This window comes from Bacteroidia bacterium (assembly GCA_020852255.1).
In the GTDB taxonomy this organism is placed as follows: Bacteria; Bacteroidota; Bacteroidia; order JADZBD01; family JADZBD01; genus JADZBD01.
Window position 1 is genome coordinate 38,212 of the sequence record JADZBD010000016.1, and the last position, 24,235, is coordinate 62,446.

The 24,235-nt window shown below is 46.9% G+C and carries 23 protein-coding genes; 13 read left to right on the forward strand and 10 right to left on the reverse strand.

Translation table 11 applies throughout. The annotated features are described in order from the left end of the window. Positions 1–41 precede the first annotated feature (41 nt). The 12 genes from trmD to IT233_08785 all read left to right on the forward strand — a co-directional run bounded on the left by trmD (position 42) and on the right by IT233_08785 (position 14,486). Positions 42–680: a tRNA (guanosine(37)-N1)-methyltransferase TrmD gene (gene trmD, locus IT233_08730; protein ID MCC7302714.1), complete on the forward strand. Its 639-nt coding sequence runs from the start codon at positions 42–44 to the stop codon at positions 678–680. Between the two features lie 101 nt (positions 681–781). Further along, a complete protein-coding gene (rplS, locus tag IT233_08735) occupies positions 782–1,171 on the forward strand; it encodes a 50S ribosomal protein L19 (protein ID MCC7302715.1) in 390 nt (129 codons plus the stop codon). Between the two features lie 70 nt (positions 1,172–1,241). Then, entirely contained in the window at positions 1,242–3,095 is a 1,854-nt protein-coding gene (gene asnB / locus IT233_08740; GenBank protein ID MCC7302716.1) for an asparagine synthase (glutamine-hydrolyzing), read from the forward strand. Next, complete coding sequence (locus IT233_08745; GenBank protein ID MCC7302717.1) at positions 3,095–4,258, forward strand: glycosyltransferase; 1,164 nt, start codon at positions 3,095–3,097, stop codon at positions 4,256–4,258. The genes asnB and IT233_08745 overlap by 1 nt, the downstream gene beginning before the upstream one ends. 44 nt (positions 4,259–4,302) lie before the next feature. Then, a complete protein-coding gene (locus IT233_08750) occupies positions 4,303–5,055 on the forward strand; it encodes a polysaccharide biosynthesis/export family protein (protein ID MCC7302718.1) in 753 nt (250 codons plus the stop codon). A gap of 8 nt (positions 5,056–5,063) precedes the next feature. Beyond that, positions 5,064–7,496, forward strand: coding sequence for a polysaccharide biosynthesis tyrosine autokinase (locus tag IT233_08755; GenBank protein ID MCC7302719.1), 2,433 nt, complete (start codon positions 5,064–5,066; stop codon positions 7,494–7,496). Next, complete coding sequence (gene rfbC / locus IT233_08760; protein MCC7302720.1) at positions 7,477–8,007, forward strand: dTDP-4-dehydrorhamnose 3,5-epimerase; 531 nt, start codon at positions 7,477–7,479, stop codon at positions 8,005–8,007. The genes IT233_08755 and rfbC overlap by 20 nt, the downstream gene beginning before the upstream one ends. Positions 8,008–8,014: 7 nt before the next feature. Further along, positions 8,015–9,106: an undecaprenyl/decaprenyl-phosphate alpha-N-acetylglucosaminyl 1-phosphate transferase gene (locus IT233_08765; protein ID MCC7302721.1), complete on the forward strand. Its 1,092-nt coding sequence runs from the start codon at positions 8,015–8,017 to the stop codon at positions 9,104–9,106. Next, positions 9,103–10,158: a lytic transglycosylase domain-containing protein gene (locus IT233_08770; protein MCC7302722.1), complete on the forward strand. Its 1,056-nt coding sequence runs from the start codon at positions 9,103–9,105 to the stop codon at positions 10,156–10,158. Before IT233_08765 ends, IT233_08770 begins: the two co-directional genes overlap by 4 nt. After that, on the forward strand, positions 10,151–13,015 hold the full coding sequence (gene uvrA, locus IT233_08775) for an excinuclease ABC subunit UvrA (GenBank protein ID MCC7302723.1): 2,865 nt from the start codon (positions 10,151–10,153) through the stop codon (positions 13,013–13,015). Before IT233_08770 ends, uvrA begins: the two co-directional genes overlap by 8 nt. A gap of 1 nt (position 13,016) precedes the next feature. After that, entirely contained in the window at positions 13,017–13,736 is a 720-nt protein-coding gene (gene ubiE / locus IT233_08780; protein MCC7302724.1) for a bifunctional demethylmenaquinone methyltransferase/2-methoxy-6-polyprenyl-1,4-benzoquinol methylase UbiE, read from the forward strand. Between the two features lie 27 nt (positions 13,737–13,763). After that, the gene (locus IT233_08785; protein MCC7302725.1) at positions 13,764–14,486 is read left to right on the forward strand and encodes a PorT family protein; all 723 of its coding nucleotides are present in this window, start codon (positions 13,764–13,766) and stop codon (positions 14,484–14,486) included. Positions 14,487–14,488: 2 nt separating this feature from the next. Here IT233_08785 and IT233_08790 read toward each other — a convergent pair whose 3' ends face one another. From IT233_08790 to IT233_08805, 4 genes are all read right to left on the reverse strand, one after another. Next, positions 14,489–15,151 carry an aquaporin gene (locus IT233_08790; GenBank protein ID MCC7302726.1) on the reverse strand — a complete coding sequence of 221 codons (663 nt, stop codon included), beginning with the start codon at positions 15,149–15,151 and terminating at the stop codon, positions 14,489–14,491. 20 nt (positions 15,152–15,171) lie between these two features. Continuing rightward, the gene (locus tag IT233_08795) at positions 15,172–16,008 is read right to left on the reverse strand and encodes an arsenite methyltransferase (GenBank protein MCC7302727.1); all 837 of its coding nucleotides are present in this window, start codon (positions 16,006–16,008) and stop codon (positions 15,172–15,174) included. Positions 16,009–16,048: 40 nt separating this feature from the next. Then, positions 16,049–16,381 carry a winged helix-turn-helix transcriptional regulator gene (locus IT233_08800; protein ID MCC7302728.1) on the reverse strand — a complete coding sequence of 111 codons (333 nt, stop codon included), beginning with the start codon at positions 16,379–16,381 and terminating at the stop codon, positions 16,049–16,051. Positions 16,382–16,487: 106 nt separating this feature from the next. Continuing rightward, positions 16,488–17,090, reverse strand: coding sequence for a DUF2238 domain-containing protein (locus IT233_08805; protein MCC7302729.1), 603 nt, complete (start codon positions 17,088–17,090; stop codon positions 16,488–16,490). Between the two features lie 100 nt (positions 17,091–17,190). Here IT233_08805 and IT233_08810 point away from each other — a divergent pair, with 100 nt between their 5' ends. Continuing rightward, positions 17,191–18,723 carry an FAD-binding protein gene (locus IT233_08810; protein ID MCC7302730.1) on the forward strand — a complete coding sequence of 511 codons (1,533 nt, stop codon included), beginning with the start codon at positions 17,191–17,193 and terminating at the stop codon, positions 18,721–18,723. Here IT233_08810 and IT233_08815 read toward each other — a convergent pair. Genes IT233_08815 through IT233_08840 form a run of 6 tightly spaced genes read right to left on the reverse strand, consistent with a single transcriptional unit; the run spans position 18,713 to position 24,105 of the window. Beyond that, the gene (locus IT233_08815) at positions 18,713–19,180 is read right to left on the reverse strand and encodes an ABC transporter ATPase (GenBank protein ID MCC7302731.1); all 468 of its coding nucleotides are present in this window, start codon (positions 19,178–19,180) and stop codon (positions 18,713–18,715) included. The two genes, IT233_08810 and IT233_08815, sit on opposite strands and share 11 nt — an antisense overlap. Before the next feature lie 54 nt (positions 19,181–19,234). Beyond that, on the reverse strand, positions 19,235–20,014 hold the full coding sequence (locus IT233_08820) for a (Fe-S)-binding protein (protein MCC7302732.1): 780 nt from the start codon (positions 20,012–20,014) through the stop codon (positions 19,235–19,237). Positions 20,015–20,037: 23 nt separating this feature from the next. Next, entirely contained in the window at positions 20,038–20,457 is a 420-nt protein-coding gene (locus IT233_08825) for a phosphoheptose isomerase (protein ID MCC7302733.1), read from the reverse strand. A 27-nt stretch (positions 20,458–20,484) separates the two neighbouring features. Further along, a complete protein-coding gene (locus IT233_08830; protein MCC7302734.1) occupies positions 20,485–21,798 on the reverse strand; it encodes a (Fe-S)-binding protein in 1,314 nt (437 codons plus the stop codon). A 59-nt stretch (positions 21,799–21,857) separates the two neighbouring features. Continuing rightward, positions 21,858–22,835 (reverse strand): MCE family protein, encoded by a 978-nt coding sequence (locus IT233_08835; protein MCC7302735.1) that lies wholly within the window; start codon positions 22,833–22,835, stop codon positions 21,858–21,860. 13 nt (positions 22,836–22,848) lie between these two features. Continuing rightward, positions 22,849–24,105: an N-acetylmuramoyl-L-alanine amidase gene (locus tag IT233_08840; protein MCC7302736.1), complete on the reverse strand. Its 1,257-nt coding sequence runs from the start codon at positions 24,103–24,105 to the stop codon at positions 22,849–22,851. Between the last annotated feature and the right edge of the window lie 130 nt (positions 24,106–24,235).

Here is a 24,235-nt window from a genome sequence, read left to right on the forward strand (position 1 = left end):
GCGGGGTGTTACGAATCGATATCATCACCCTGTTTCCCGAAATGCTGAGTGGCCCGTTCGAACATTCCATCATTAAACGTGCCATTCAGAAAAAACTGGCGAACATTCAATTAGTTAATCTGCGAGACTACAGTACCGACAAACACGGAAAGGTAGATGACTATGCTTTTGGCGGAGGGGCGGGAATGGTGATGATGATCGAACCCATCGAGAACTGTATTCTCGCTCTGAAAAAAGAGCGAACCTACGACGAGGTGATCTATCTGAGCCCGGACGGAGAAATGCTGGAACAAACGCTCAGTAACCGGCTTTCCCTGAAAGGAAACCTCATTTTACTTTGCGGACATTATAAAGGGATTGATGAACGGGTGCGGGAACACCTGGTCACCCGGGAGATTTCGATTGGGAATTATGTGCTCTCAGGTGGAGAGCTGGCTGCGGCCGTACTTTGTGACTCGGTGATCCGTTTGCTGCCGGGCGCCATCTCCGACGAAACCTCAGCGCTGAGTGATTCCTTTCAGGACGGGCTGATTGCGCCTCCGGTTTACACCCGGCCGGCGGACTATAAAGGATGGAAAGTGCCAGAAGTGCTCTTATCCGGCCACGAGGCGGAAATAGAAAAATGGAGGCACGAAAAAGCACTCGAGAGAACAAGACAGAGAAGACCTGATATTTTGTAAATGTTTTATTTTCAGGCAATTAACAAAATACGCAATTAATTTTTTATTCCTCTGTCCTAATCCCTACCTTTGCCTCCCGATTTTAGAAAACCACCACTGCGATGGACGCAATTCAATTCATTCAGCAACAAAACTTTCCGAAGATCGGGAAGGCTGAATTCAAGGCCGGAGACACGGTCAATGTACATTACAAGATCAAAGAAGGAGACAAGGAGAGGATCCAGCAATTTTCCGGAGTGGTCATACAGATCAAAGGGCATGGATCGAGCCGTACCTTTACTGTAAGAAAAATTTCAAACGGTGTGGGTGTGGAGCGTATTTTCCCACTGAACTCTCCGTATGTAGAAAAAGTGGAAGTAAGCAAGCGCGGTGATGTTCGCCGTGCCCGTCTGTTCTATCTCCGTAACCTTACCGGAAAGAAAGCACGTATCCAGGAGCGCAAATATGCCACCGAAGCAGATACTGCAGAGACTACTACAGCAAACGCCTAATTTTACCTGATAACCCGAGACCCGGAACGACGAAAGTCTTCCGGGTTTTTTGTTACTTTTAATCATCACCATGTGCGGATTTGCAGGGGCCTTTTCATTTGACGACGTTGGAAAAAAATTCCACGCACTTACTTCTTCAGCAATTTATTCTCTTCGCCATCGCGGGCCGGATGATGAAGGATTGCTGTACCGGGATAATTTCTCGGTTGGACACCGCCGACTGAAGATCTTAGACCTTTCCCCTCAGGCACATCAGCCTATGCTCAGTGACAGTAAGGATGTAATCCTTGCGTTTAACGGTGAAATATTCAATTTTGATTTGCTCCGCCGAGCACTGGAACGAAAGGGACATGTTTTTCAAAGCCGAAGCGATACGGAAGTGATTCTCCTGGGCTACCAGGAATGGGGCACTGATGTTTTTGATAAACTGGACGGTGAGTTTGCGCTGGCAATTTTCAATGAGAAAAAAAACGAACTGATTCTGGCACGTGACCGGTTCGGGATTAAACCCCTGTATTTTTACCGGGATGAACACGTCTTCCTGTTCAGTTCAGAACTGCGCGGAATCCTGAAGTACGGGGTACCAAGGGTGCTGGACCAAACGGCTCTGCAGCTGTATTTTCATCTGAATTATATTCCCTCACCTTACAGCATTATTCAGGGTGTAAAAAAACAGGAAAAGGGCACTTTTCTTTCCGTAGTCAGTAATCAGGTAAAATACTATGTTAAACCGCCATCTGACGTTGCGGAAGAAAACCATGAGCGCGCCTTGAGAAGCCGGTTGCAACACGCAGTCGAAAAACGGTTATATGCGGATGTACCGGTAGGTTGCTTTCTGAGCGGAGGTCTTGATTCTACAGTGATCACAGGTATTGCTGCCGGAATTAAACCCGGCCTTCCGAGTTTTTCCATTGGATTTCCCGATCAGCCGTTTTTTGATGAAACGGGCTATGCAGGGATCGCAGCGAAGAAATTTGGAACCACGCATACGGTGTTTGAAGTAAAAAACCGGGAATTGTCAGAATCCATGCATTTTCTTTTTTCCCACCTGGACGAACCTTTCGCCGATTCTTCCTCCCTGCCGGTTCAACTGCTCTGCAAATCAACCGCAGAATATGTGAAGGTAGTTCTATCAGGCGACGGAGCGGATGAGCTATTCGGGGGATACAACAAACACGAAGCCGAACGCAGAATTGCATCCCGTCCAATGCCTGCCTTGCTGGCAAAAGCCGGACTGAGTATGCTGTCCGGAGCTCCGGTTTCGCGATCAGGCAAAACAGGAAATACACTCCGTAAAGCAAGAAAATTTCTCTCTTCCTCCTTGCTGTCCCGTCCAGACCGATACTGGAACATGGCCGGATTTCCGGACGGAAGAAATATCTTAACAGCCCATTCTATTCACAACAGGCTGTACGGGGCGGCTAAAAAACAATTTACCTGCGAGGAGGGAAACGACCTGAATGATGTACTGGAAGCCGACATCCGGCTGGTACTTGAAAACGACATGCTGGTAAAAGTGGACCGTATGAGCATGGCGCATTCATTAGAAGTACGGGTTCCTTATCTTGCCCATGATGTCAGTTCTTTTGTGCGCTCACTCCCTGCCTCCCGAAAAATCTCATCTGGCGGAAGAAAACTCCTGTTACGGAATGCTTTCCCGGACCTGGTTCCGGATCTGATTCTCGCCCGCTCAAAAAAAGGATTTGAGGTGCCTCTGCTGGAATGGTTTAAGGGCGAACTAAAGCCAATGCTGGAAAAAGAGATTGGGGACATTACTTTCCTGAAACAGCAAAACATCTTCAACCCGGAAGCGCTGCGTCAATTATTTTTAAAAATGCTTTCCGGTGCGCCCGATGACAGCCCTGCCACCCTTTGGGCTTTCCTGGTATTTCAGAACTGGTACCGAAATTATTTTCTGAACTGATGCCGCGTATTCTCCGAATCATCAATCGTTTTAATCTTGGAGGAATCACTTTCAATGTGAGCAATCTCAGTAAAGACCTCTCACCTGAATTTGAAACTATGCTGATTGGCGGTAAACATCTGCCACATGAAGAATCTTCCTTATTTATTCCGGAAAGCATGGGATTATCGCCCGTAATTCTTCCGGAAATGTCAAGAGAAATAGATCCGGTAAACGACTGGAAGGCGGTGAACCGGATACGCAGCATCATTCGGGATTTTCAGCCGGACATTGTTCACACACATGCCGCAAAGGCGGGTGCCTTGGGAAGGCATGCGGCACGGAAAGAAAAAGTGCCGGTGATTGTGCACACGTTCCACGGACATGTTTTTCATTCCTACTTCGGGAAGCTCAAAACAGGAATATATAAAAACATAGAACGCACCCTGGCAAAGCATACCGATGCCATTATCGCCTTATCGGAAGAGCAGAAAAGAGAGTTATCGGAAGAGCACCGGATTTGTTTGCCTGAAAAGATCCATGTCATACCGCTGGGTTTCGATCTGGACCGTTTTCTGAATGTGGCAAGTACTGAGGGGGCGCTTTTCAGATCCGCTTATAATATCCCTGCAGACCGCACCGTCATCAGCATTGTAGGCAGGCTGGTTCCGGTAAAAAATCATCGCCTCTTCATTCGCTCCATTCAGCAGTTATGCATTCGCTACCCTCGCCGGATCACCGCAGTTATAGCCGGTGACGGAAGTGAACGTGAAGCGCTCGAAACGGAAAAGAAAATATGCGGACTCCGCGACGATGAACTCATTTTTACATCATGGATCAGAGAAACGGAAAAGCTGTATGCGGCCAGTGACATTGTTGCGCTTACCTCGCATAACGAGGGAACACCGGTAAGCCTTATTGAAGCACTTGCTTCTGGAAAGGCCGTAGTGAGTACACGTGTGGGAGGTGTTCAGGAAGTGGTAAACGAAAGTTGCGGAATTCTGACCGCGGATAACAATCTGCAAGAATTAACAACGGCTCTGGATCGTCTGGTCATACACACCCTTGAGCGTGAAAATCTAGGAATAGCAGGACGGGAAAAAGTCAAAGACAAATTCAGCCACATCCGGCTTGCCTCAGACACATCCGAACTATACAGGAAATTGCTTAATACCTCCCGCTAAACTCATTCCTTTTCCTTATATTTGTGGTTTATTCTCAGGGAGTTATGAGAAATATCATCATCTTTTTTATTGCCATTTCTGCGCTTACAAGCTGTAAGATGCTGAAACCCAGCGTAATGATGAAAACGCCAAAGGGATATAAATACGCCACACCCCCGGAAAAGCCTTTGGTAGAATACAAACTGGCTGTAAATGATGAGATCAGCTTCAGCATGTATACAAATGACGGTTTCCGCCGCGTAGATATTTCCAGTCTGACAAACGAGAACTACCAGAAAATATCTGCTACGTTCAATTACATTATTGAATACGACGGCACATCTAAACTTCCTTTACTGGGGCGCGTACCACTGAAGGGCCTTACCATTCGCGAAGCAGAGTTAATGCTGGAGCAAAAGTATGCGGAATTTTTCCAGAAGCCCTACGTGCTGATATCCGTTACAAACCGGCGCGTGATTGTTTTTCCGGGTTCGGAGGGTTCAGCGAAGGTGGTACCCCTTGCAAACGAGCAAACAACATTGATAGAGGCGCTGGCGCTGGCGGGCGGACTTTCTATTACCGGGAAAGCGTACCGCATAAAGCTCATACGCGGCGATTTAAAAAATCCTGAAGTTTACCTGATTGATCTTTCCACTATTGATGGTATTAAATCCGCAGAACTCGTGCTTCAGGCCAACGATATAATTTATGTGGAGCCCCGTCTGCAAATTGGCAGAACGGTAATCAACGAGATCACTCCGTACATCACGTTTATTACCAGTGCGGTCATCTTCTACGAATTTTTAAGGACCCGCTAGACGGCCCGATGATTACGCAGCACACAGAGAACTCTCAGGAGAGCATTAACCGTTATAAGGAACGGATCTCCAATTTTTCGAAGGAATTCGAACTTGGTCTTTTTATTTTCCTCGCCAGGCGTTCGTTCTTATGGATCATCGCCTTTTTTGTACTTGCGTACGGAATCACCTTTCTGGTACTCCGATATACCCCACTTGAATTTCAGGCCTCTTCCGTGATTCAGGTGCAGAACTCGAATACAGCTTCCCGGATTCTTAACGTAAGTAACGACCCTACCCAGGAAGACGCGGTGCTTCAGGCCATTGAACTGCTGCGTTCAAAGGAATTTCTCAAGCGTACACTTTTGAAACTCCCCCTGCATGTCTCCTACTATTCCGAAGGTACTTTCCTGGAATTCGAGCACTATACCGGAACACCTTACACGGTTGTATTCGATACCGTGAAGGCGCCCCGCTTCGGCACGCGTTTTTACGTTGAACTGACAGAAAACGGCAGCGGTCGTCTTTCCCTGGGTGGAGAAACAGCCGGCGAACCCGTTGCCTTTACTTCTGGCAAGTGGTTCAATTTTGGAGGCTTTTCTCTGATGATCACCCTGCATGATCATGAAGGATATAAAGCCCTGCGGGAAGGACTCAAATCCAATTCACTGTTCTTCGTCATAAACACAGAAGAACATGTGATCAATTCTTATACAAATGCCATCACCGTTCACCTGCTGAACGATGCAGCCCGAACAGTAGAGATATCGTGTAAAGACGGCAATCCGGCGAAGGCAAGAGACATTGTAAATATTATTGCCAACGAGTTCAAAGCGTACGACCGTGAGAAAAAGGGGGAAAGCGCCAGAAAGATACTTGATTTCATTGACGAACAGATCTATAAAGTTGAAGGTGACCTCAAACTATCCGAAGCAAGTATTCTCAATTTCAAACGTGACAACAAACTTACCACCTCAGATGCGTACACAGAAATAAATATTTCCAGACTGAATGCGATTGAGAATGACATGATGGAACTGGAACTGGAGGAAAATGTCTTAAAAGAGATTGAGACTACCATATCGAAGAGTAAAGAGGAAGATTCTTTTAGCATGCTGCCTTTGCTGGCAGGTACTGAATACGAACTCACGCTCACGAAACTGCTTGATGATCTTTCCCGACTGGTCAGGGAAAGGGATATGCTCAAGCAGGATCTTCAGGTGAATAACGAACGTCTTAAATCGGCAGAGGCCGCCATCCTGAACAAACGAAAGGTGGTTCTGGAGAGCATTCGTTCCATTAAGGAGAAGGTAACCTTGAAAAAGGACAATCTGAAGGCAAAGCGAAGTGATTTTGAATCGAAGTTTACGCAGATTCCAAAAGATGAACTCGAATATCAGCGGATTCAGAGACTGTTCGGCATCAACGAAAAGTTTTATACCATGCTGCTGGAGAAACGTACAGAGTATAAGATCTCGCAGGCGGGAAACGTTTCCCAGCACGAAATTCTCGAATATTCCACCCTCCCTACTTCACCGGTATATCCGAAAAAGAAGAGTTTTTACATCTCTGCCTCCATCGTCGCCTTTCTTCTCAGTCTTCTCCTGGTATTGATTCGGTATATTTTCCACGATAAGATCAATTCGCTCAATGAAATCATCAAAGCGACTCAAGCCTCCATTTCAATTCTTGGTATTGTTCCAAAATACAAAAAGGAAATCCCGAATTCCCAGTTACTGGTAGATAAAAATCCAAAGTCTCTTATTGCCGAGGCATTCCGTTCCATCCGTACCAATCTTCAGTTCATCAGCGCAGGAGAAAATGCGAAGGTCATGGCCATCACATCTACCATATCGGGTGAAGGAAAAACATTTGTTGCGATCAACCTTGCCGGCATCATTGCCTATTCGGGCAAGAAGGTGGTGATCCTGGATCTGGACATGCGAAAACCAAAAATCCACACCGGATTTCAGGCTCCGAATACCTGCGGGATGAGTACGATCCTGATCGGCAAAGATCCATTGGAGAAATGTATTCAGCACAGTTCGCTGGAAAATCTTCATTTTATCACCGCAGGACCGATTCCTCCCAACCCTTCCGAGCTGATCATCAGCGCCGCTATGGACAATATTCTTGAAAAATTGAAATCCATGTATGACCTGGTTGTGATCGACAACCCTCCGGTGGGACTAGTTACAGACGGCATGACCATGATTCAGAAGGCGGATTATCCTCTCTACATTCTCCGGGCGGATTATTCACGCCGGAATTTTGTACAGAACATTGACAGAATGTTCAACGAAAGCGGCATCAAAAACCTGTCTGTTGTTCTCAATGGTGTTGACATTGAAAGGAAAAGTTACGGTTACAACTACGGCTACGGCTATGGCTATGGCTACGGGTATGGGTACGGGTATTATGAAGACAAAACGAAGGGGGCGCATGAAAGTGAAAAAAACTGAATTCGCGGGCCTGTTCGTCATTGAACCTTCCGTTTTTACAGATTCTCGCGGCTACTTTTTCGAAAGCTACAACCAACGTGTGTTTGAAGAAGCAGGCATTCACGCTTCGTTTGTTCAGGACAACCAATCGTTATCCTCCAAAGGTGTCTTGCGCGGACTTCATTTTCAAAAGGCTCCGCATGGTCAGGGAAAACTCGTACGGGTACTTCAGGGCGCAGTGCTGGATGTGGCGGTTGACATTCGGCGTAACAGTCCCACCTTCAGCAAGTATTTTTTAACTGAACTCAGCGAAGAGAATAAAAAAATGGTTTACATCCCCGAAGGTTTCGCACATGGCTTTCTGACATTACATGACCATACCGTATTTCATTATAAGTGCACCGGTTTTTACAATAAAGAATCGGAAGTAAGTCTGCTTTGGAACGATCCTGCAATCGGAATCAACTGGGGCATCGCTGATCCTGTGCTGAGCGAAAAAGACCGGTACGGACTGCCGCTGTCCAAACTCTGACTTTTCGTTGACAAGCCTCATCTCACCGTTCCTGAATCTGCTGGCAGAAAACCCATTACTGCTTCCTGCGCTGTATTTCCTGCTCGCCGGAGGCTTTTCCTTTCTCATCCATTCTATTTTGTTACGATTTGCTACTACACTGGGTATCCGGGAAAGCCAGGAGATGCCAGTACGCTGGGCGAAAACCCAGAAACCCGCACTGGGAGGAATTGCTTTTTACATTGTGTTTCTTTTTTCGATCGCTTTTTATCCTGTCTTTTTTCGCGAGTCCGCCGCTTTCATCGGGAAGCAGGATATCGGACTTATTGCCGCAGCCACGCTTGCTTTTCTTATGGGACTTGCAGACGATGCGTACGACACCCGGCCATGGCTCAAACTTTTTGTACAGATCATGTGCGGGCTTATTATGAGCCTGACCGGTACCGGAGCAGAGATCACAGGCTCGCCCTATCTGGATCATGCACTGACTATAGTGTGGGTGGTGGGAACTATGAATTCCATCAATATGCTTGACAATATGGATGCGGTAAGCACGCTGGTTTCGCTGGTGATATTGCTCTTTTGTATTCTATCATCCCTTCACCGCAGCGATGAAGGCATTTATGTCTTTGTTCTGACCGGAATCGCCGCGTCACTTGCCTCCTTTCTCTATTTTAACTGGTATCCTTCCCGTATGTTTATGGGCGACACAGGAAGTCAGCTGCTGGGGGTATTCCTGTCGGCGGGAGGAATTCATACCTGCCTGGGGTCATCTGCGGAGATTTCCGAATTGCCGGTATGGATAAAGTTAGCAGCCGTATGCCTGCTTTTCTGCATCCCCATTACCGATACTGCTACGGTTATTATTAACAGGATACTACGTGGCCGTTCTCCCTTTATTGGAGGGAAGGATCACACCACTCACAGTCTCTTTTTCCGGGGATTAACGGAGCGTCGCATTGCACTGTTATTTACTATCCTTTCGATGGCAGGAGCCGGCGGTGCATATGTTTTACTGCACACATTGGCAGAAGGTTACGCTCTGCCGCTTTTGATTATCGTCTGCTTTGGCATTCTTTTTCTGACTTTATTCTTCCTGAATCGTATAACCATACGATGAAGTTTTCCCGCAGACGAGCGGTATTTCGTCGGCGCAACCTTATCCTTGCGTTGACCCTTCCCGGAGTGATGACCTTGTGCCTTCTTCTGGAACGATGGTTTCATCCGCGTGATACAGCCATTGAGCAGGATTCAAACCACCGGACCAGCGCCATCCATTTCGGTGTACGGCTTCCTTCCGACATTAATTTTTGCGGGGAGCCGTTTCCGAAAGATGATTCGGTAATTGTAAACCGCCTGGCAAGAGAACTTGGAAAAAAGAGTCTGCATATTCCTCAGTACAATCTTTTCCTGATCCGATGTGCAACCTGGTTCCCGGTGATTGAACCGATACTCCGGCAGCATGGCATTCCTGACGACATGAAATATGTTGCATTGGTAGAAAGCAACCTGAGTAATGTGATTTCTCCCAAAGGGGCCGCCGGATTCTGGCAGTTTATTCCTGAATCAGGGGAACGGATGGGACTGGAGGTCAACGAATATGTAGACGAGCGGTATCATGTTGAAAAGTCCACGGCGGCAGCCTGTCGTTATCTGAAAGAACTATACAATACATTTCATAGCTGGACACTGGCGGCCGCAGCGTATAATCTGGGGGAAGGCGGCATTCTGCGGCAGATCAGGAATCAGCCCGGGCGAAGTCTGTATGAGTTAAAACTAAACAAGGAAACCTCGATTTATATTTACAAACTGCTCTCCGTAAAGGAAGTGATCTCCCGCCCCCGGTTCTATGGAATACTCAAACGATCAGGGGCGCAAAGAATCTCTATCCCATACAAGGAGAAAAAGGTTGACCAATCAATTGAGGATCTGGAATTATGGGCCAGGGAACAGGGTACATCGCCGGAAGTGATTTACCACCTTAACCCCTGGCTGATGCGTAACCAACTGCCGAATCACGAAGGGAACACCTATCGCATCCGCGTCCCCGACGGCCGCTATTCTGAGGAAAAACTGAAAGAATTGTTTAAACCAGACCCTATCTCACCCTCGGAAGATTCCTCAAAGTTGAGTAATTTCGCGCACCCCGACACAACGGGGAAAATTGAGTAAAAAAGACACACTTTCCGATGAGATCCTGGAGATCGAAGGCGCCCGGGTGCATAACCTGAGAAATCTTCATGTGACCATTCCCCGCGGAAAACTCGTTGTAATCACCGGACTGAGCGGTAGCGGAAAATCCTCCTTAGCCTTCGACACCATTTTTGCAGAAGGGCAGCGCCGGTACATCGAAACATTTTCTTCCTACGCGCGGCAGTTCCTGGGCGGCATGGAACGGCCGGACGTGGATAAGATCAATGGCCTTTCTCCGGTGATTTCCATTGAACAGAAAACGGTTAACCGGAATCCTCGATCAACCGTAGGAACCATCACCGAAGTGTATGATTTCATGCGCCTGCTTTTCGCACGGGCCGCTGATGCGTATTCGTATGTTACCGGTGAAAAGATGGTACGGTACTCCACGGATCAGATCATTGATCTGATCGCAGAACATTATAGAGGAAAAAAGATTGTGGTGCTTGCTCCGGTAGTGAAAGGAAGAAAAGGACATTACAGGGAGTTGTTTGATCAGATACGAAAATACGGCTTCACCAGGGTGCGGGTAGACGGGGAAATGAAAGACATGACGGTGCGCATGCAAGTTGATCGCTATAAGATCCACGACATTGAGATAGTTATAGACCGGTTGCCAGTTGAAGACATCGGCCGGCAACGGATCGTGGAATCCGTAAACCTGGCCATGAAACACGGAAAAGGCAGTATGATGATCGGAGAATTATCGGAGAAAGCCCCCGGTTCGGACATTTACAAGGATATGACCGTAAGACATTTCAGTAAGTTTCTTATGTGTCCTACTTCCGGCATTTCATATGATGAACCCGCCCCTAACCTCTTCTCCTTTAATTCACCATACGGTGCCTGTACGCAATGCAACGGACTTGGAAACATTCTGGAAATTGACATTCATAAGATTATTCCGGACCGAAAGAAAAGCCTGAAGCAGGGGGGAATCACTCCATTGGGAGAATATAAAAACAACTGGATCTGGCGTCAGGTGGAAGCCATCGCTGATTCTTTCAAGTTTAAACTGAACGGACCTGTGGATGATATACCGGAGGAGGCGCTGCAAACCCTCCTGTACGGATCCGATCGCATTTTCAAGGTAAAAGGAGGACCGGACGGCACGGGATCCTACACCGTTACATTTGAAGGGATTGTAAATATTCTCTCCCGTCAGGAGGAGGAAAGCGGCTCTGAAAGTATTCTTCGCTGGGTGCAGGGATTTATGAATGAGATCCCCTGTCCTACCTGCCTGGGGAGCAGAATTAAAAAAGAAGCCCATCATTTCCGGGTGCTCGACAAGAACATTGCAGAACTGGCGGATATGAACCTGTTGCATCTCTCGGAGTGGTTTCTGGGCCTTGAAAAAAAATTGGACACAAAAAAACGAATGATCGCGACGGAAATACTGAAGGAGATCAACAACCGGATCCGTTTTCTTCTGGATGTAGGACTTGATTACATTACGCTTAATCGCAGCTCACGTACTTTGTCGGGAGGCGAAGCCCAGCGGATACGTCTTGCCACACAGATTGGATCTCAGCTGGTAGGAGTATTATACATTCTGGATGAACCCAGTATCGGACTGCATCAACGCGATAATACCCGGCTTATTCACGCGTTGAAAGAATTGAGGGATATTGGGAACTCTGTGCTGGTGGTGGAGCACGACAAAGAGATGATCCTGAGTGCAGACCACATCCTGGATATCGGGCCGATGGCCGGAATACACGGAGGAGCAATCGTTGCCCAGGGGTCACCCGCGCAAATTCGCGCATCCGATTCGCTGACGGCCCAGTATCTGAACGGTAAAAAGAAAATAGATGTCCCGCAAAAAAGAAGAAAAGGAAATGGGAAAAAACTGAGACTGGAAGGCGCGCGCGGACATAATCTTAAAAGTGTTATGCTGGAGATAGAACTCGGCACACTCACCTGTATAACCGGTGTGTCCGGTAGCGGCAAATCATCCCTTGTCGGAGAAACACTGTTTCCCATCCTGAACAAACATTTCAACCGCGCAGAAAAAAGACCTCTTCCCTACTCTTCCATCAGGGGACTTGAATACATTGATAAAGTAATTGAAATTGATCAAAGTCCCATCGGCCGTACGCCCAGATCCAATCCAGCCACCTATACCAATGTTTTTTCAGACATTCGAAATCTTTTTACACTATTACCAGAAGCGAAAATCCGCGGATATAAACCAGGGCGCTTCTCCTTTAATGTGAAAGGCGGACGCTGCGAAGCCTGTCAGGGAGCCGGACTGAAAACCATAGAGATGAATTTCCTGCCCGATGTTTATGTCCATTGTGAAGAATGTCAGGGAAAAAGGTACAATCGTGAAACACTGGAGGTCAGATATAAAGGAAAATCGATCAGCGATGTTCTGAATATGACCATAGAGCAGGCCGTTTCTTTCTTTGAGTCCATTCCCTTTATCGCCCAGCGCATCAATACACTTTCAGATGTTGGACTTGGTTACATTACCCTTGGACAACCCAGCACCACACTTTCCGGCGGGGAGGCTCAGCGCATCAAGCTCGCAACCGAACTGAGCAAGAGAGATACCGGCAACACCCTCTACATCCTGGATGAACCGACAACGGGTCTTCATTTCGAAGATATCCGTATCCTTCTCCACGTACTGAACCGTCTGGTGGAAAAAGGTAATACGGTGGTAATCATTGAACACAATATGGACATGATCAAAGTGGCCGACCGGGTAATTGACATTGGTCCTGAAGGCGGTGAGAAGGGAGGCAGGATTGTCTGTCAGGGAACACCGGAGGATATCATCCGGAATAAAGAAAGCTACACTGCTAAATATCTCAAGCCTGAACTTGTATAAAATGGAGGTCACACCATATAACAGCCAACAGCCGAAGAAAGCACAGGTGGAGGAAATGTTTGATTCCATTTCGGAAGAATATGATCTTTTAAATTCCATCCTCTCCCTTGGTATCCACAGAATCTGGCGAAGGAAAATGATTCGTTCCGTAACCGCAGGGAGCCCTGAAACTATACTTGACGTAGCTACCGGCACAGCCGATGTAGCACTGGAAGCCGCACGACGGACCCGAGCAACAATCACCGGGATAGACTTATCTGAAAAAATGCTGGAGATCGGAAGAAAGAAAGTTAAGATTGCCGGTTTGGAAAACAGGATCGTTTTGGGGAAAGGCGATGCAGAGTCGCTTCCTTTCAGCGGCAATACCTTTGATGCAGTAACAGTGGCATTCGGAGTGCGTAATTTTGGAAATCTTACGCAGGGCCTAACCGAAATGCGCCGTGTACTTAAACCGGGCAAGTGCCTTTATATTCTTGAATTCTCCCGGATTGAAAACGCTTTCCTTCGCTCTCTTTTCGGATTCTATTTCCGGGGAATCACACCGGCTGTTGCAAGAATCTTTACCCGTGATACACGCGCCTACCGTTATCTTCCTGAGTCTGTTGAGGCATTTCCGCATGGTGAGGCATTACTGAGTATCCTGCGCAACACCGGTTTCCGCGAGCCAAGGGCCACCCCCTATTCCTTCGGCACCGCTACCCTTTACGAAGCCCGTAAATAATTGTTAGATTTGTGCGTTAAATTGATCGTGCAACGGCTCTCCGGCATATTCCTCCTCTTAGTGCTTTCCTTATCCTTAGTTGCTCAAAAACAAAGGGTTAAGAACCTTCACGACTATGATGATGAACGCCTGCATTTCGGGTTTTCCCTGGCTGTAAATCAGGCCTGGTTTGATGTAACCATGGTGAAGGACTGGCAATTGCGGGATACCCTATTGTCCGTTTCGCCGGGAAAAGTCTGGGGATTTAATCTTACCATTATTTCTGACCTGAGGATTCACCAGTTTGCAACCCTGCGTTTTATCCCTACTCTTTCATTTCAGGACCGGAACTTATTCTTTACCATTGAAGTAGACCAGAATGGAAGTCCTGTAGTAACGGAATTCAAAAAGAACATTGAATCCACGCGGATCGAATTTCCGCTAAATCTTAAAATACGCTCTTCCCGTCTCAACAATATTTCAGCGTATATAGTGGGTGGCGGCAAATACGGATTTGATCTTGCCTCACAGGAGGATGTTAAAAATTCTACAAATCCAAAAGATGTGATTATCAAACTGCGCCGGCACGACTGGGCACTGGAAGCGGGCTTCGGGATTGATTATTATTTCCCTTATTTCAAATTCTCCACAGAGATCAAAGGCGCCTGGGGATTACGCGACCTGCTTGTACATGAAGGTGACGCATTTTCGTCCGCTATTGAAAAGTTAAACTCCCGGCTGCTGCTGCTGAGTTTACATTTTGAAGGATAATTTCAGGATTTTCTCCGCATCCATTTCCAGGTGTAGGTAGCACCTGCAGCACCTGCCACCGGAGCGATCAAATAGATCCAGAGAGAAGATATATTGCCTGAGATCAGTGCGGGGGCCAGACTGCGTACCGGATTCATAGAGGCGCCGCAGATAGGACCGGCAAACATCGCTTCCAAACCTACCATTGCTCCAATTGCAATACCTGCCAACACACCTGTCTCCTTTGATCCCTGTGAAACATTCAGGATCACAATCATCAGAAAATACGTAAGTATGAATTCCAAAATAAAGGACTGCATATCCGTACCCGCCGGAAGTGTAGCGCCAAGGTTATCAGTTGCGGGAAAAAGGAGACTCAGAACAGCAGATGCAGACAAAGCCCCTGCAGTTTGTGAAAGAATATAAGATAGAACTTGTCCCGGCCTGAAAAGTCCGGCCAATGAAAAGGCGATGGTAACGGCAGGGTTCAAATGTGCACCCGATATTTCTCCGAACGCATAGATCATTGCCAGAACGATCAGTCCGAACGTAACTGCAATCCCAATATGTCCGATTGCGCCACCCGTTTGCTCATTAATCACAATGGCTCCGGTACCGCAAAATACCAAACCAAAGGTGCCAATAAATTCAGCAAGAGCAGCCCTGATATCCTGCGTAAGTACCATTTAAGTAAAATCGTATATTATCAACAACATTCGCCGCCTGGCTTGCAGCAGGATTCTTTTTTTCCAAAAACCGTGATACTGAATATACCCAAACCCGAGCTTCTCCACTCCTCCATTCCCCTTTCATTAAGATACTGCCGGAGTATGTTTTCAGGTATATCAATCGCTTTTTCCTTTTGCAGACTTACGGAAGTAAATCCGGCTTCGCTGATCATCCGGAGGTAATCCGGCTTCTGAATTGCTCCGGCAACACATCCCGCGTACATTTCCGCCTCGTTTTTCAGAGCTTCCGGAAGTTCTCCAACCAATACCACATCGGAAATACTAAAATGTCCTCCCGGTTTTAATACGCGAAATATTTCATTAAAAACCTTTCTTTTTTCCGGCACAAGATTCAACACACAGTTACTGATAACCACATCTGCCACTCCTGAGGTTACAGGCATTTTTTCAATGTCACCCTGACGGAATTCCACATTATGAAAACCCAGCTTTTCAGCGTTCATCCTGGCCTTACCGATCATCGCTTCCGTGAAGTCTATTCCAATTACATTGCCCTCCGCACCGCACTCATGCCGGGCCACAAAACAATCGTTACCGGCGCCGCTTCCCAAATCAATTACAACATCGCCGTGTTTTATCTGAGCGAATTGCGTGGGTAAGCCACAACCCAGACCCAAATCAGCTTCCGGATTGTATCCCTTCAGTTTTTCATAATCATCCGCCATGATGTTATAAACACTGTCGCAACAGGCAGTAGCACCGCAGCAAGAACTACTATTCGTTTCCTTATCCTGCAGCGCTATCCGGCTGTACTTCTCCTTTACCATTTGTTTAATCTGATCATTGGTCTCCATAAAAGTGTTTTATCGTAATTTACCGATTCTGTCTAAATTTTCAGGAACAGCATTTGTCCTTACTTACACCTGCTTCGAAAAAGCCTTGCAGGTGTTTCCCCGCTGCTTCCCACTCTGTTCCGTCTATGCAATAGCATACTTTAACTCCTTCAATATCGCCCTTGATGAGTCCAGCTTCTTTAAGTTCTTTCAAATGCTGTGATACTGTACTCTGGGAAAGTGGTAATTCATCTACAATATCTCCGCATACACAATGTTGCTTTTTAATAAGTAACTGTAAGATGGCAACCCGTGCCGGATGTGCCAGTGCTTTCGCATACCTCGCGATCCGGTTATCCCTGACTGTAAACTCATCCGCCTTTGAAGTTCCCATTGCTATAAATATATATCGCAATATTACGATATATATAGGACTTCGCAAAATAAAAACCGTATTTTTTTCTTCATCCCCGGTTCAATTGAATCTAAGGCAATGGAAATCAGCCTTTACCCTTGCTCTGTGTGTTCCAGAAAAATCGTTTCATCAGCGAAACAATTGTAGTAGCAAGCAGCGCTCCGCCGGTTGCCAGCGCCATGTCCTTCTGAGCATCCCAAATATCTCCCTGGGTTCCGAGATAGGCCATTCCCTGTTCCGGAAAAAAAACATCTGCAACAGCCCATTCGATCAGCTCATAAATACCACTTACAGAAAGAGTAATCTCAATCGGAAGGGTCCAGGCTACCCAGGATGGAAATTTTAACCATGTGAGAAAAAGCTCACGCAAGGGGTAGGCCAGCAGGAACCCGAAACTGAAGTGGATAATACGGTCGTAATGGTTTCGCTCCAAACCCATCTGATCTTTGAGCCAATAGCCCAAAGGATTTTCAGCATACGTATATTTTGAGCCATAAACATGCCCGGCAAGATAGATACAGAACAAGAGATAGGATAAATCACTGAACTGGTATCTCCGGTAGGTTAGAATGAGAAATCCTGCAAACAGGATCACAAGGGTATTCTCGAGTATCCAGTTCGCATAATCGCTGGTTCCGGCCAGCGTGGAAATCCAAATCGCAAGGAAAGCCCCTGCAGAGAGCAGCATCGTTGGATTTTTGAGAAAAGGAGTACGGGTGGATGAAATGGCTACAGTGAACATGATCAAGAGTATGCGGTAAAGATATGGAATTCGTTACTTTCGCTCTATGCTTACTCTGGATCTCAGGGTTTTGCCCGGAGAACATGAAAATGAAGAACTGCTGCTGAGACTGGCCTGTGCTGCCGCCGGTGTTAAGTCGACCGGTTACCGTATCCGAGTCATCAAACGCTCCCTCGATGCCCGTAGCCGTACCCCGAGGTACCAGATCAGGGTGGAGATCTATTCCCCGGGGGAGCCGCTTCCCGTATCCATCTTTCTTCCCCTACAGGATGTACACGGAAAAGAACCGGTTATAATAATCGGAAGCGGGCCGGCGGGACTCTTTGCCGCACTAACCCTTGCCCGTAACGGCCGGAAACCAGTGATTCTGGAACGCGGAAAAACTGTACGTGACCGACGACGAAGCCTGGTTGAAATAACACGTAACCACACGGTAGATCCCGACTCAAATTACTGTTTTGGGGAAGGAGGCGCAGGTACCTATTCAGACGGAAAACTCTATACACGTTCTGTGAAGCGCGGTTCTGTTCAGAACATTTTGGAAGATCTGGTGCATTTCGGGGCAAATGGAAACATTCTCAGCGATGCACATCCGCATATCGGAACAGATAAGTTACCCGAAATCATTGAAAATATACGCGTGGGTCTCACCACTGCAGGTGCGGAATATCATTTCGGTACACGCGTCAATGATTTCCTTCTCCGTGATGGAAAAATCCGTGGCGTGCGGTGCCTGAATGGTAAAGAATTTACGGCCTCTGAAGTGATTCTTGCCACAGGTCATTCCGCCAGAGATATTTTTGAACTCGTACATGAAAAAGGGCTGACCGTGGAGGCTAAACCGTTCGCGCTTGGTGTGCGGGTAGAACATCCACAGGAAATGATTGACCAGATGCAATACCATTGCGATACCAGGGGACCCTATTTGCCTCCTGCCTCCTACTCACTGGTTGCACAGTCAGAGCACAGGGGTGTTTTTTCATTTTGCATGTGTCCGGGTGGAATCATCGCCCCCTGCGCAACTTCGCCGGGCGAGATCGTAACCAACGGGTGGTCACCTTCCGGAAGAAATAACCCGTTTGCCAATTCAGGTATTGTGGTTGAGATCCGGGAACAGGACTTTGGAAAAGCTCATCCGCTTGCAGCCATGATTTTTCAAAAAAACATAGAGCAAAAAGCCTGGGATGCGGGAGGAAGGTCACAGGCGGCCCCTGCTCAAAAGCTCATGGACTTCCTTTCAGGAAAAATTTCTGCCAGCCTTCCCAAAACATCGTATACCCCCGGCGTCAATTCCACGGACCTGGCAGCTATATTACCTCCGTTTGTTACGAAAGCTTTACGTAACGGGTTCAGGGAATTCGGAAAAAAATGGAAAGGTTACCTTACGAATGAGGCTGTGCTGCATGCCGTAGAATCGCGAACATCTTCTCCTGTGCGTATTCCCCGCAATCCCGATACTCTGCAACATCCGCAGGCAGAAGGCCTTTATCCCTGCGGAGAAGGGGCCGGATACGCCGGAGGCATCATTTCTGCCGCCATGGACGGAGTTCGCGTTGCTGGATGTATTCTCAGGAAATAAAATTTCCTACCCAGCAATCCTTCGCCTTTACTTCCCAGGCATTATGAATAGCTCCAAGTCTCTCTATGAGATTGTTGAAAACGATTGTGTCCGGTTTCACCTCACCATTGCCTAAATCAGAGAGAGAAACAGAAGCTATTGCATCTCCCTTTCGAAAATAAACCAGACTGCGGTCCAGAAGATCAAGCCCCATTTTATCAGAAACTGCCTTTATAAAACGAATGGAGTCATCTATTCCGCAACCACTTGCCGGTGCGGTCTGCTCATCTACTGCCAGTATAACGAAACGTTCATGCCGCACTTCCAGCGCAGCATCCATAGACATTTTGTGGGAAGTCCATTCCTTCAGAAAAGGCAAAGAAACTTCATTGATAAAACGGATCTCTCCGTCTGTAAGCGGGCGTGGGCTTTGATAGATCCATATACGGGCGTGGGCTGGCAGCGACTGAAGTGACATAGGTAAGACAGGTAAATAAAGAGGTAAAGCTAAAAAAGAGACAATCAAAAGTTCTCAGGCAGGGTGATCGGGGGAAATAATCTCTGCAATATCAAGCACCCGGGTCGTTCCTTCCTTATTAAAATGTTTCACACCATCGGTTATCATAGTCATACAGAACGGGCACCCAACAGCGATTACATCCGGCTGATGGGAAAGTGCCTCTTCGCTGCGTTCAATATTCACCTCCTTGCTTCCCTTCTCTGCTTCCTTAAACATTTGTGCACCGCCTGCGCCGCAGCAGAATCCTTTTTCCTTTGAACGTTTCATTTCTTCCAGGTCTGCATCCAGTCGCTTCAGCACTTCTCTCGGAGCCTCATACACTTCATTGGCTCTGCCCAGGTAACAGGGATCATGATAGACGATCTTCTTTCCCTTGAATGCACCACCCTCGGCCTTCAGCCTTCCGTCATCCAGCAATTGCTGAACCAGCTGTGTGTGATGAAGTACCTCATAAACGCCACCCAGTTCAGGGTATTCATTCTTCAGTGTGTTAAAGCAATGCGGGCAGCCGGTAACAATCTTCTTTACCCCATAGGCGTTCATTGTCTGAATGTTCGCCATGGCCTGCATCTGAAACAGGAATTCATTGCCCGCCCGTTTTGCCGGATCGCCTGTACATCCTTCCTCAGAACCTAAAATCGCAAATTTAATCTGGCAATGCTCTAATATCCGGGCAATGGCCCGGGTGATCTTTTTTGCGCGTTCATCAAAACTCCCTGAGCATCCCACCCAAAAGAGAATTTCGGGAGTTTCTCCGGAGGCTACGAATTCAGCATATGTACGCACATTCATGGGACGAATTTAATATTCTTTGTTCATTCCTTATTTTCAAAAACCTGGATCGTTACTTCCTTCTCTACCAGCCCGGTAAACTTTCCTGTGAAGCGTGTTGCCCTCACTATGTGATTATCAATCCAGTGATAATTCCCTCCCCGGGGTTTCCCCATCAGCAATCCGTGAAACTTAAATCCGCATTTGTTCAGCCAGCGCTCAGTAACCTCCCTGTGCTCTTCTGTGCGGGAGGTAAAAAAGGTAATTATATGTCCTTCTTCATGCCATCTGTTGCATTGCTCCAGTGCATCCGGATAATGTGCGGCCTCCCCCATTCGCCAGGGCTCCTCATTGGGAATATCATCTCCCACCGTGCCATCAATATCAATCAGAAAATTCTTTACATGCGCAGGCAGCGTGGGAGATATCTTCTTGCCGTTTTCAAATTTTTCAAACAACTTCATCTGTGCCTGTGCTATTTCAATCGTCTTTTATTCAGTATTCTTCCAGTTACCGCGGTCAGCCTGTGCAAATTGCCATGGTGCACCGTTATTCTCAATGTTTGTAAACATCATATTCAGTTCCTGCGGAGCAGCACTTTGCTCCATCACCAGGAACCTGCGCATTTCGACAATAATTCCAAGCGGGTCAATCGTTACAGGACACTCCTGCGTACAGGCATTGCAGGAAGTACAGGCCCATAACTCTTCGGGAGTGATATAATCATGAAGCAGACTTTTCCCATCATCTGTAAATTTTCCGTTCTTATCTACATTCTTTCCTACTTCCTCCAGCCGGTCGCGCGTGCTCATCATGATCTTCCGGGGAGATAGCATTTTACCGGTAAGATTGGCCGGACATGCTGATGTACACCTTCCGCACTCGGTGCAGCTGTAGGCATCCATCAGTTGCTTCCAGCTAAGATCCATTACATCCTTCGCTCCGAACCGACCGGCGGCCTGAGGGTCTGCAGGAGGTGGCGTAAAGGACGGATCCAATATGGCTCTAACTTCGTTCGTTACATTAACCGGGTTTGTAAACTTCCCTTTTGGATGCAGGCTGGAATAGAAAACGTTTGGAAAAGAGATAACAATATGCAGATGCTTGGAAATAACAATATAGTTAAGGAAAAAGAGGATGCCCACCATGTGAATCCACCATCCACTTCGCTCTACAATGATCAGGGACTGCTCTGAAAAGCCCGAAAGCAGCGGAGCCAGTAAGCCACTCAGTGGCAGATTCCCGGTATCAACACTGTAATGCGGGTTGCCCATCAGGTACAAGCTCCGGTCGGCCGCATTCATAAAGTAATAAGCGGTCATTAATACAATTTCGGTACAAAGGATCAGATTCGCATCCGTTCTTGGCCAGCCGTCCAGTTCCTTCATAGTGAACCGGTGAATACGTCCCAGGTTTCTGCGTACCAGAAAGAGGATACATCCCAGCGTTACCAAACCGGCCAGTATTTCGAAAAATGACAGCATAAAAGGGTACATTCCTCCAAGAACGGAAAGAAAGCGGTGCGAACCGGTGGCACCATCCACTATCATTTCCACTACTTCAACGTTGATGAGAATAAATCCGGCGTAAACAAAAAAATGTAACAAGGCCGGGAGGGGACGGGAAAACATTTTTTTCTGTCCCATCGCAACTAAAAACATCAAATTCCATCGCGCACCCATCCGGTCACTGCGATCCGCAGGCTTACCCAGCCGGATATTTCTTGCGATCTTTCCTGCATTACGCCAGAAAAGAATAACTGCTCCAAGAAAAAGAATAATAAAAACCGCATTGGTTATTCCCATGCGGCAAATGTAACAAAATCAGAGGGTAGTCAGGAAGGGAATTATTAACGAGGAACCGGTTAATTTTTCTTTTTCTTTGCCTTACGTTTTTTTCCGAACACACTGAAGTAATCGCCCGGGTGCTTTTGCATATCTTCCAGGAGACGATTCAGGCTAACAGAGGCGGAATCCAGGTCATTATACAGTTTTTTATCATGCAGCAACATACCAAGGCTTCCTTCGCCTTTGTTCACCTTTTCAAGCAGCTTAGATGTTTCCTCCAGGGTTTTATTTGTGTTATTAATGGTTCCGATCAGGTTAGACTTCGCGATCGAATCCGATATATTGCTCAGGTTGTTCATTGCCTTGGTAATCTGGTCGTCATTTTTTGATATGGTGGAGGTAATATTCTCGACTTTGGAAAGGATCATGGAAAGCTTAGACCGTTCCGACTCCACCATGTCATCTATTTTAATAGCCGTTTTTTCAAATGTTGCCAGTGCCTTTTTTATCGATTCAAAACTGGAGGTTAGACTGGCACGCGCATCCTGATTAAGAATGGCCTGCACGATGAGCATAATAGAATCGATAGAAGAAATCAAACCTTCTGCCTTTTTCTTTAGGGGTAAAATCTGTTCGTTCACCTGTTCCCCCAGTCCCTTTTCGATTGTTCCGGCAAGCGTATCCCCGTTCACCACATTCCGTGCACCCTTTCTCATGACAATATTAATCGCCTTGGATCCAAGAATATCTGAACTGATAATTTCCGCTGATGCACTATCCTGAATAGGAAAGTCAGTCTCTGTAATCACGAATTTAACAACCAATTTGCCGCTGTGGTCCGGATGAAGGTACACGTCACGAACCATTCCGATCTGATACCCGTTCAGCAGAACGGGGTTACTTCCCATGAGGCCGTTGACATTGGAATAAACTGAGTAAAGTTCAATCTCATTGGAAAACAAATTACGGCCTTTCAGCAGATTAAATCCCCAAATACCCAATCCGATGGTGATGGTTACCAGGATGCCGGTTTTCAGTTCCTTGCTTATCTTCATGGAAGGGGTAAAGTTAGTCTTTTATCAATTTCACAGCTTCTCCGTACGGGATCTTCATTCCATCCTTGTAAGCGACCAGAAATGCGTCCTTAAATCCCAGGTCCTTCAGTTCCTTCTGCCGTTTAACAGCATCCTCAGGTTTAATGAATTCTCCCGACATATATTTCCAAATACCTTTCTCCTCTACGCCCGACCATTCCTTCACTCCTTTCAGTTTTGGTGCATCATCAGGCAGTTTAGTAGCGGATGTATGGAACTGGACTTTGAAGATCACGTTTGGTTTGACCTGTGGAGCGGGTTCCACGGGGCGCACGGTATCTTTCTTAACCACCAGGGTGTCTACCGGGGGATTCTTGAGTACGCTGTCCGGCTTCACATCGGGCTTTATGACCGGGATATACGCCTTCATTTTCTCCGGCTCATCGTTGTATGTCACTTGCCTTCCTTCGATTTCATCTTTATATTCGCGTAAAGCTCTGAAGATACTGGTGGCCATATAGGTCTGACCTTCCTCCGATCCGAGGAAGTCGTGTTCCACTCCATTGGTAAGATACCCGGATTCAATCAGCACCGAAGGCATTGCCGTTTTCCAGAGAACGAGAAAACCGGCCTGTTTTACTCCTTTGTCGTGTCTGCCGGCAAGTGTTTTAAATTGTTTCTGGGCTTTTGCCGCAAAACTGAGCGAATTTTCCAGATAGGCGTTCTGCGTGAGGTTCATCAGAATGTACCCTTCATCAGAATCCGGATCAAACCCGTCATATTTCTTTTTATAATCATCTTCAAGAAGGATTGCCGCATTCTCTCTTTTTGCAACATCGAGGTTTGCATTGGTTTTATGCAATCCCATAACATAAGTTTCAGCACCGTGCACTTCCTGCTTGCAGATATCTTTCTTTGTCTTCTTATCGCGCACACAGGCTGAATTGCAATGAATACAAATAAAAAGATCGGCTTTTGCCTTATTAGCGATCCCGGCTCTGTCATTCAGCTCCACGAAAACATCCGTTTTTCTTGTGTAAACCACCTTCACATCCTTCAGGTGTTGTTCGATGAGTTTACCGAGTTTCAGGGCAATGGCGAGAGAAACCTCCTTCTCCTTATAGGCTGAACCGTGGCAACCGGGATCCTTTCCGCCATGCCCCGCGTCAATGCAAACCGTTCGTATGCCATATAACGGCGCTGGCGTGATTTTTGGTGAAAAGGATGCTCCCGAAAGGCCGCTTATAATTACGGCAATCAGGGCTACCCTAAGATACAATGCCCGGAACATTCCGACGTTATACGGAGCCCGGACCCGTAGGATATAATTTCGTAGTTTTGAACCCTCCCGGAAACTCATAAGTTACACAAAATTAGGTGGTTTCGAAGGCATATACAGTAATCAGGTGTGCAGTTATCCT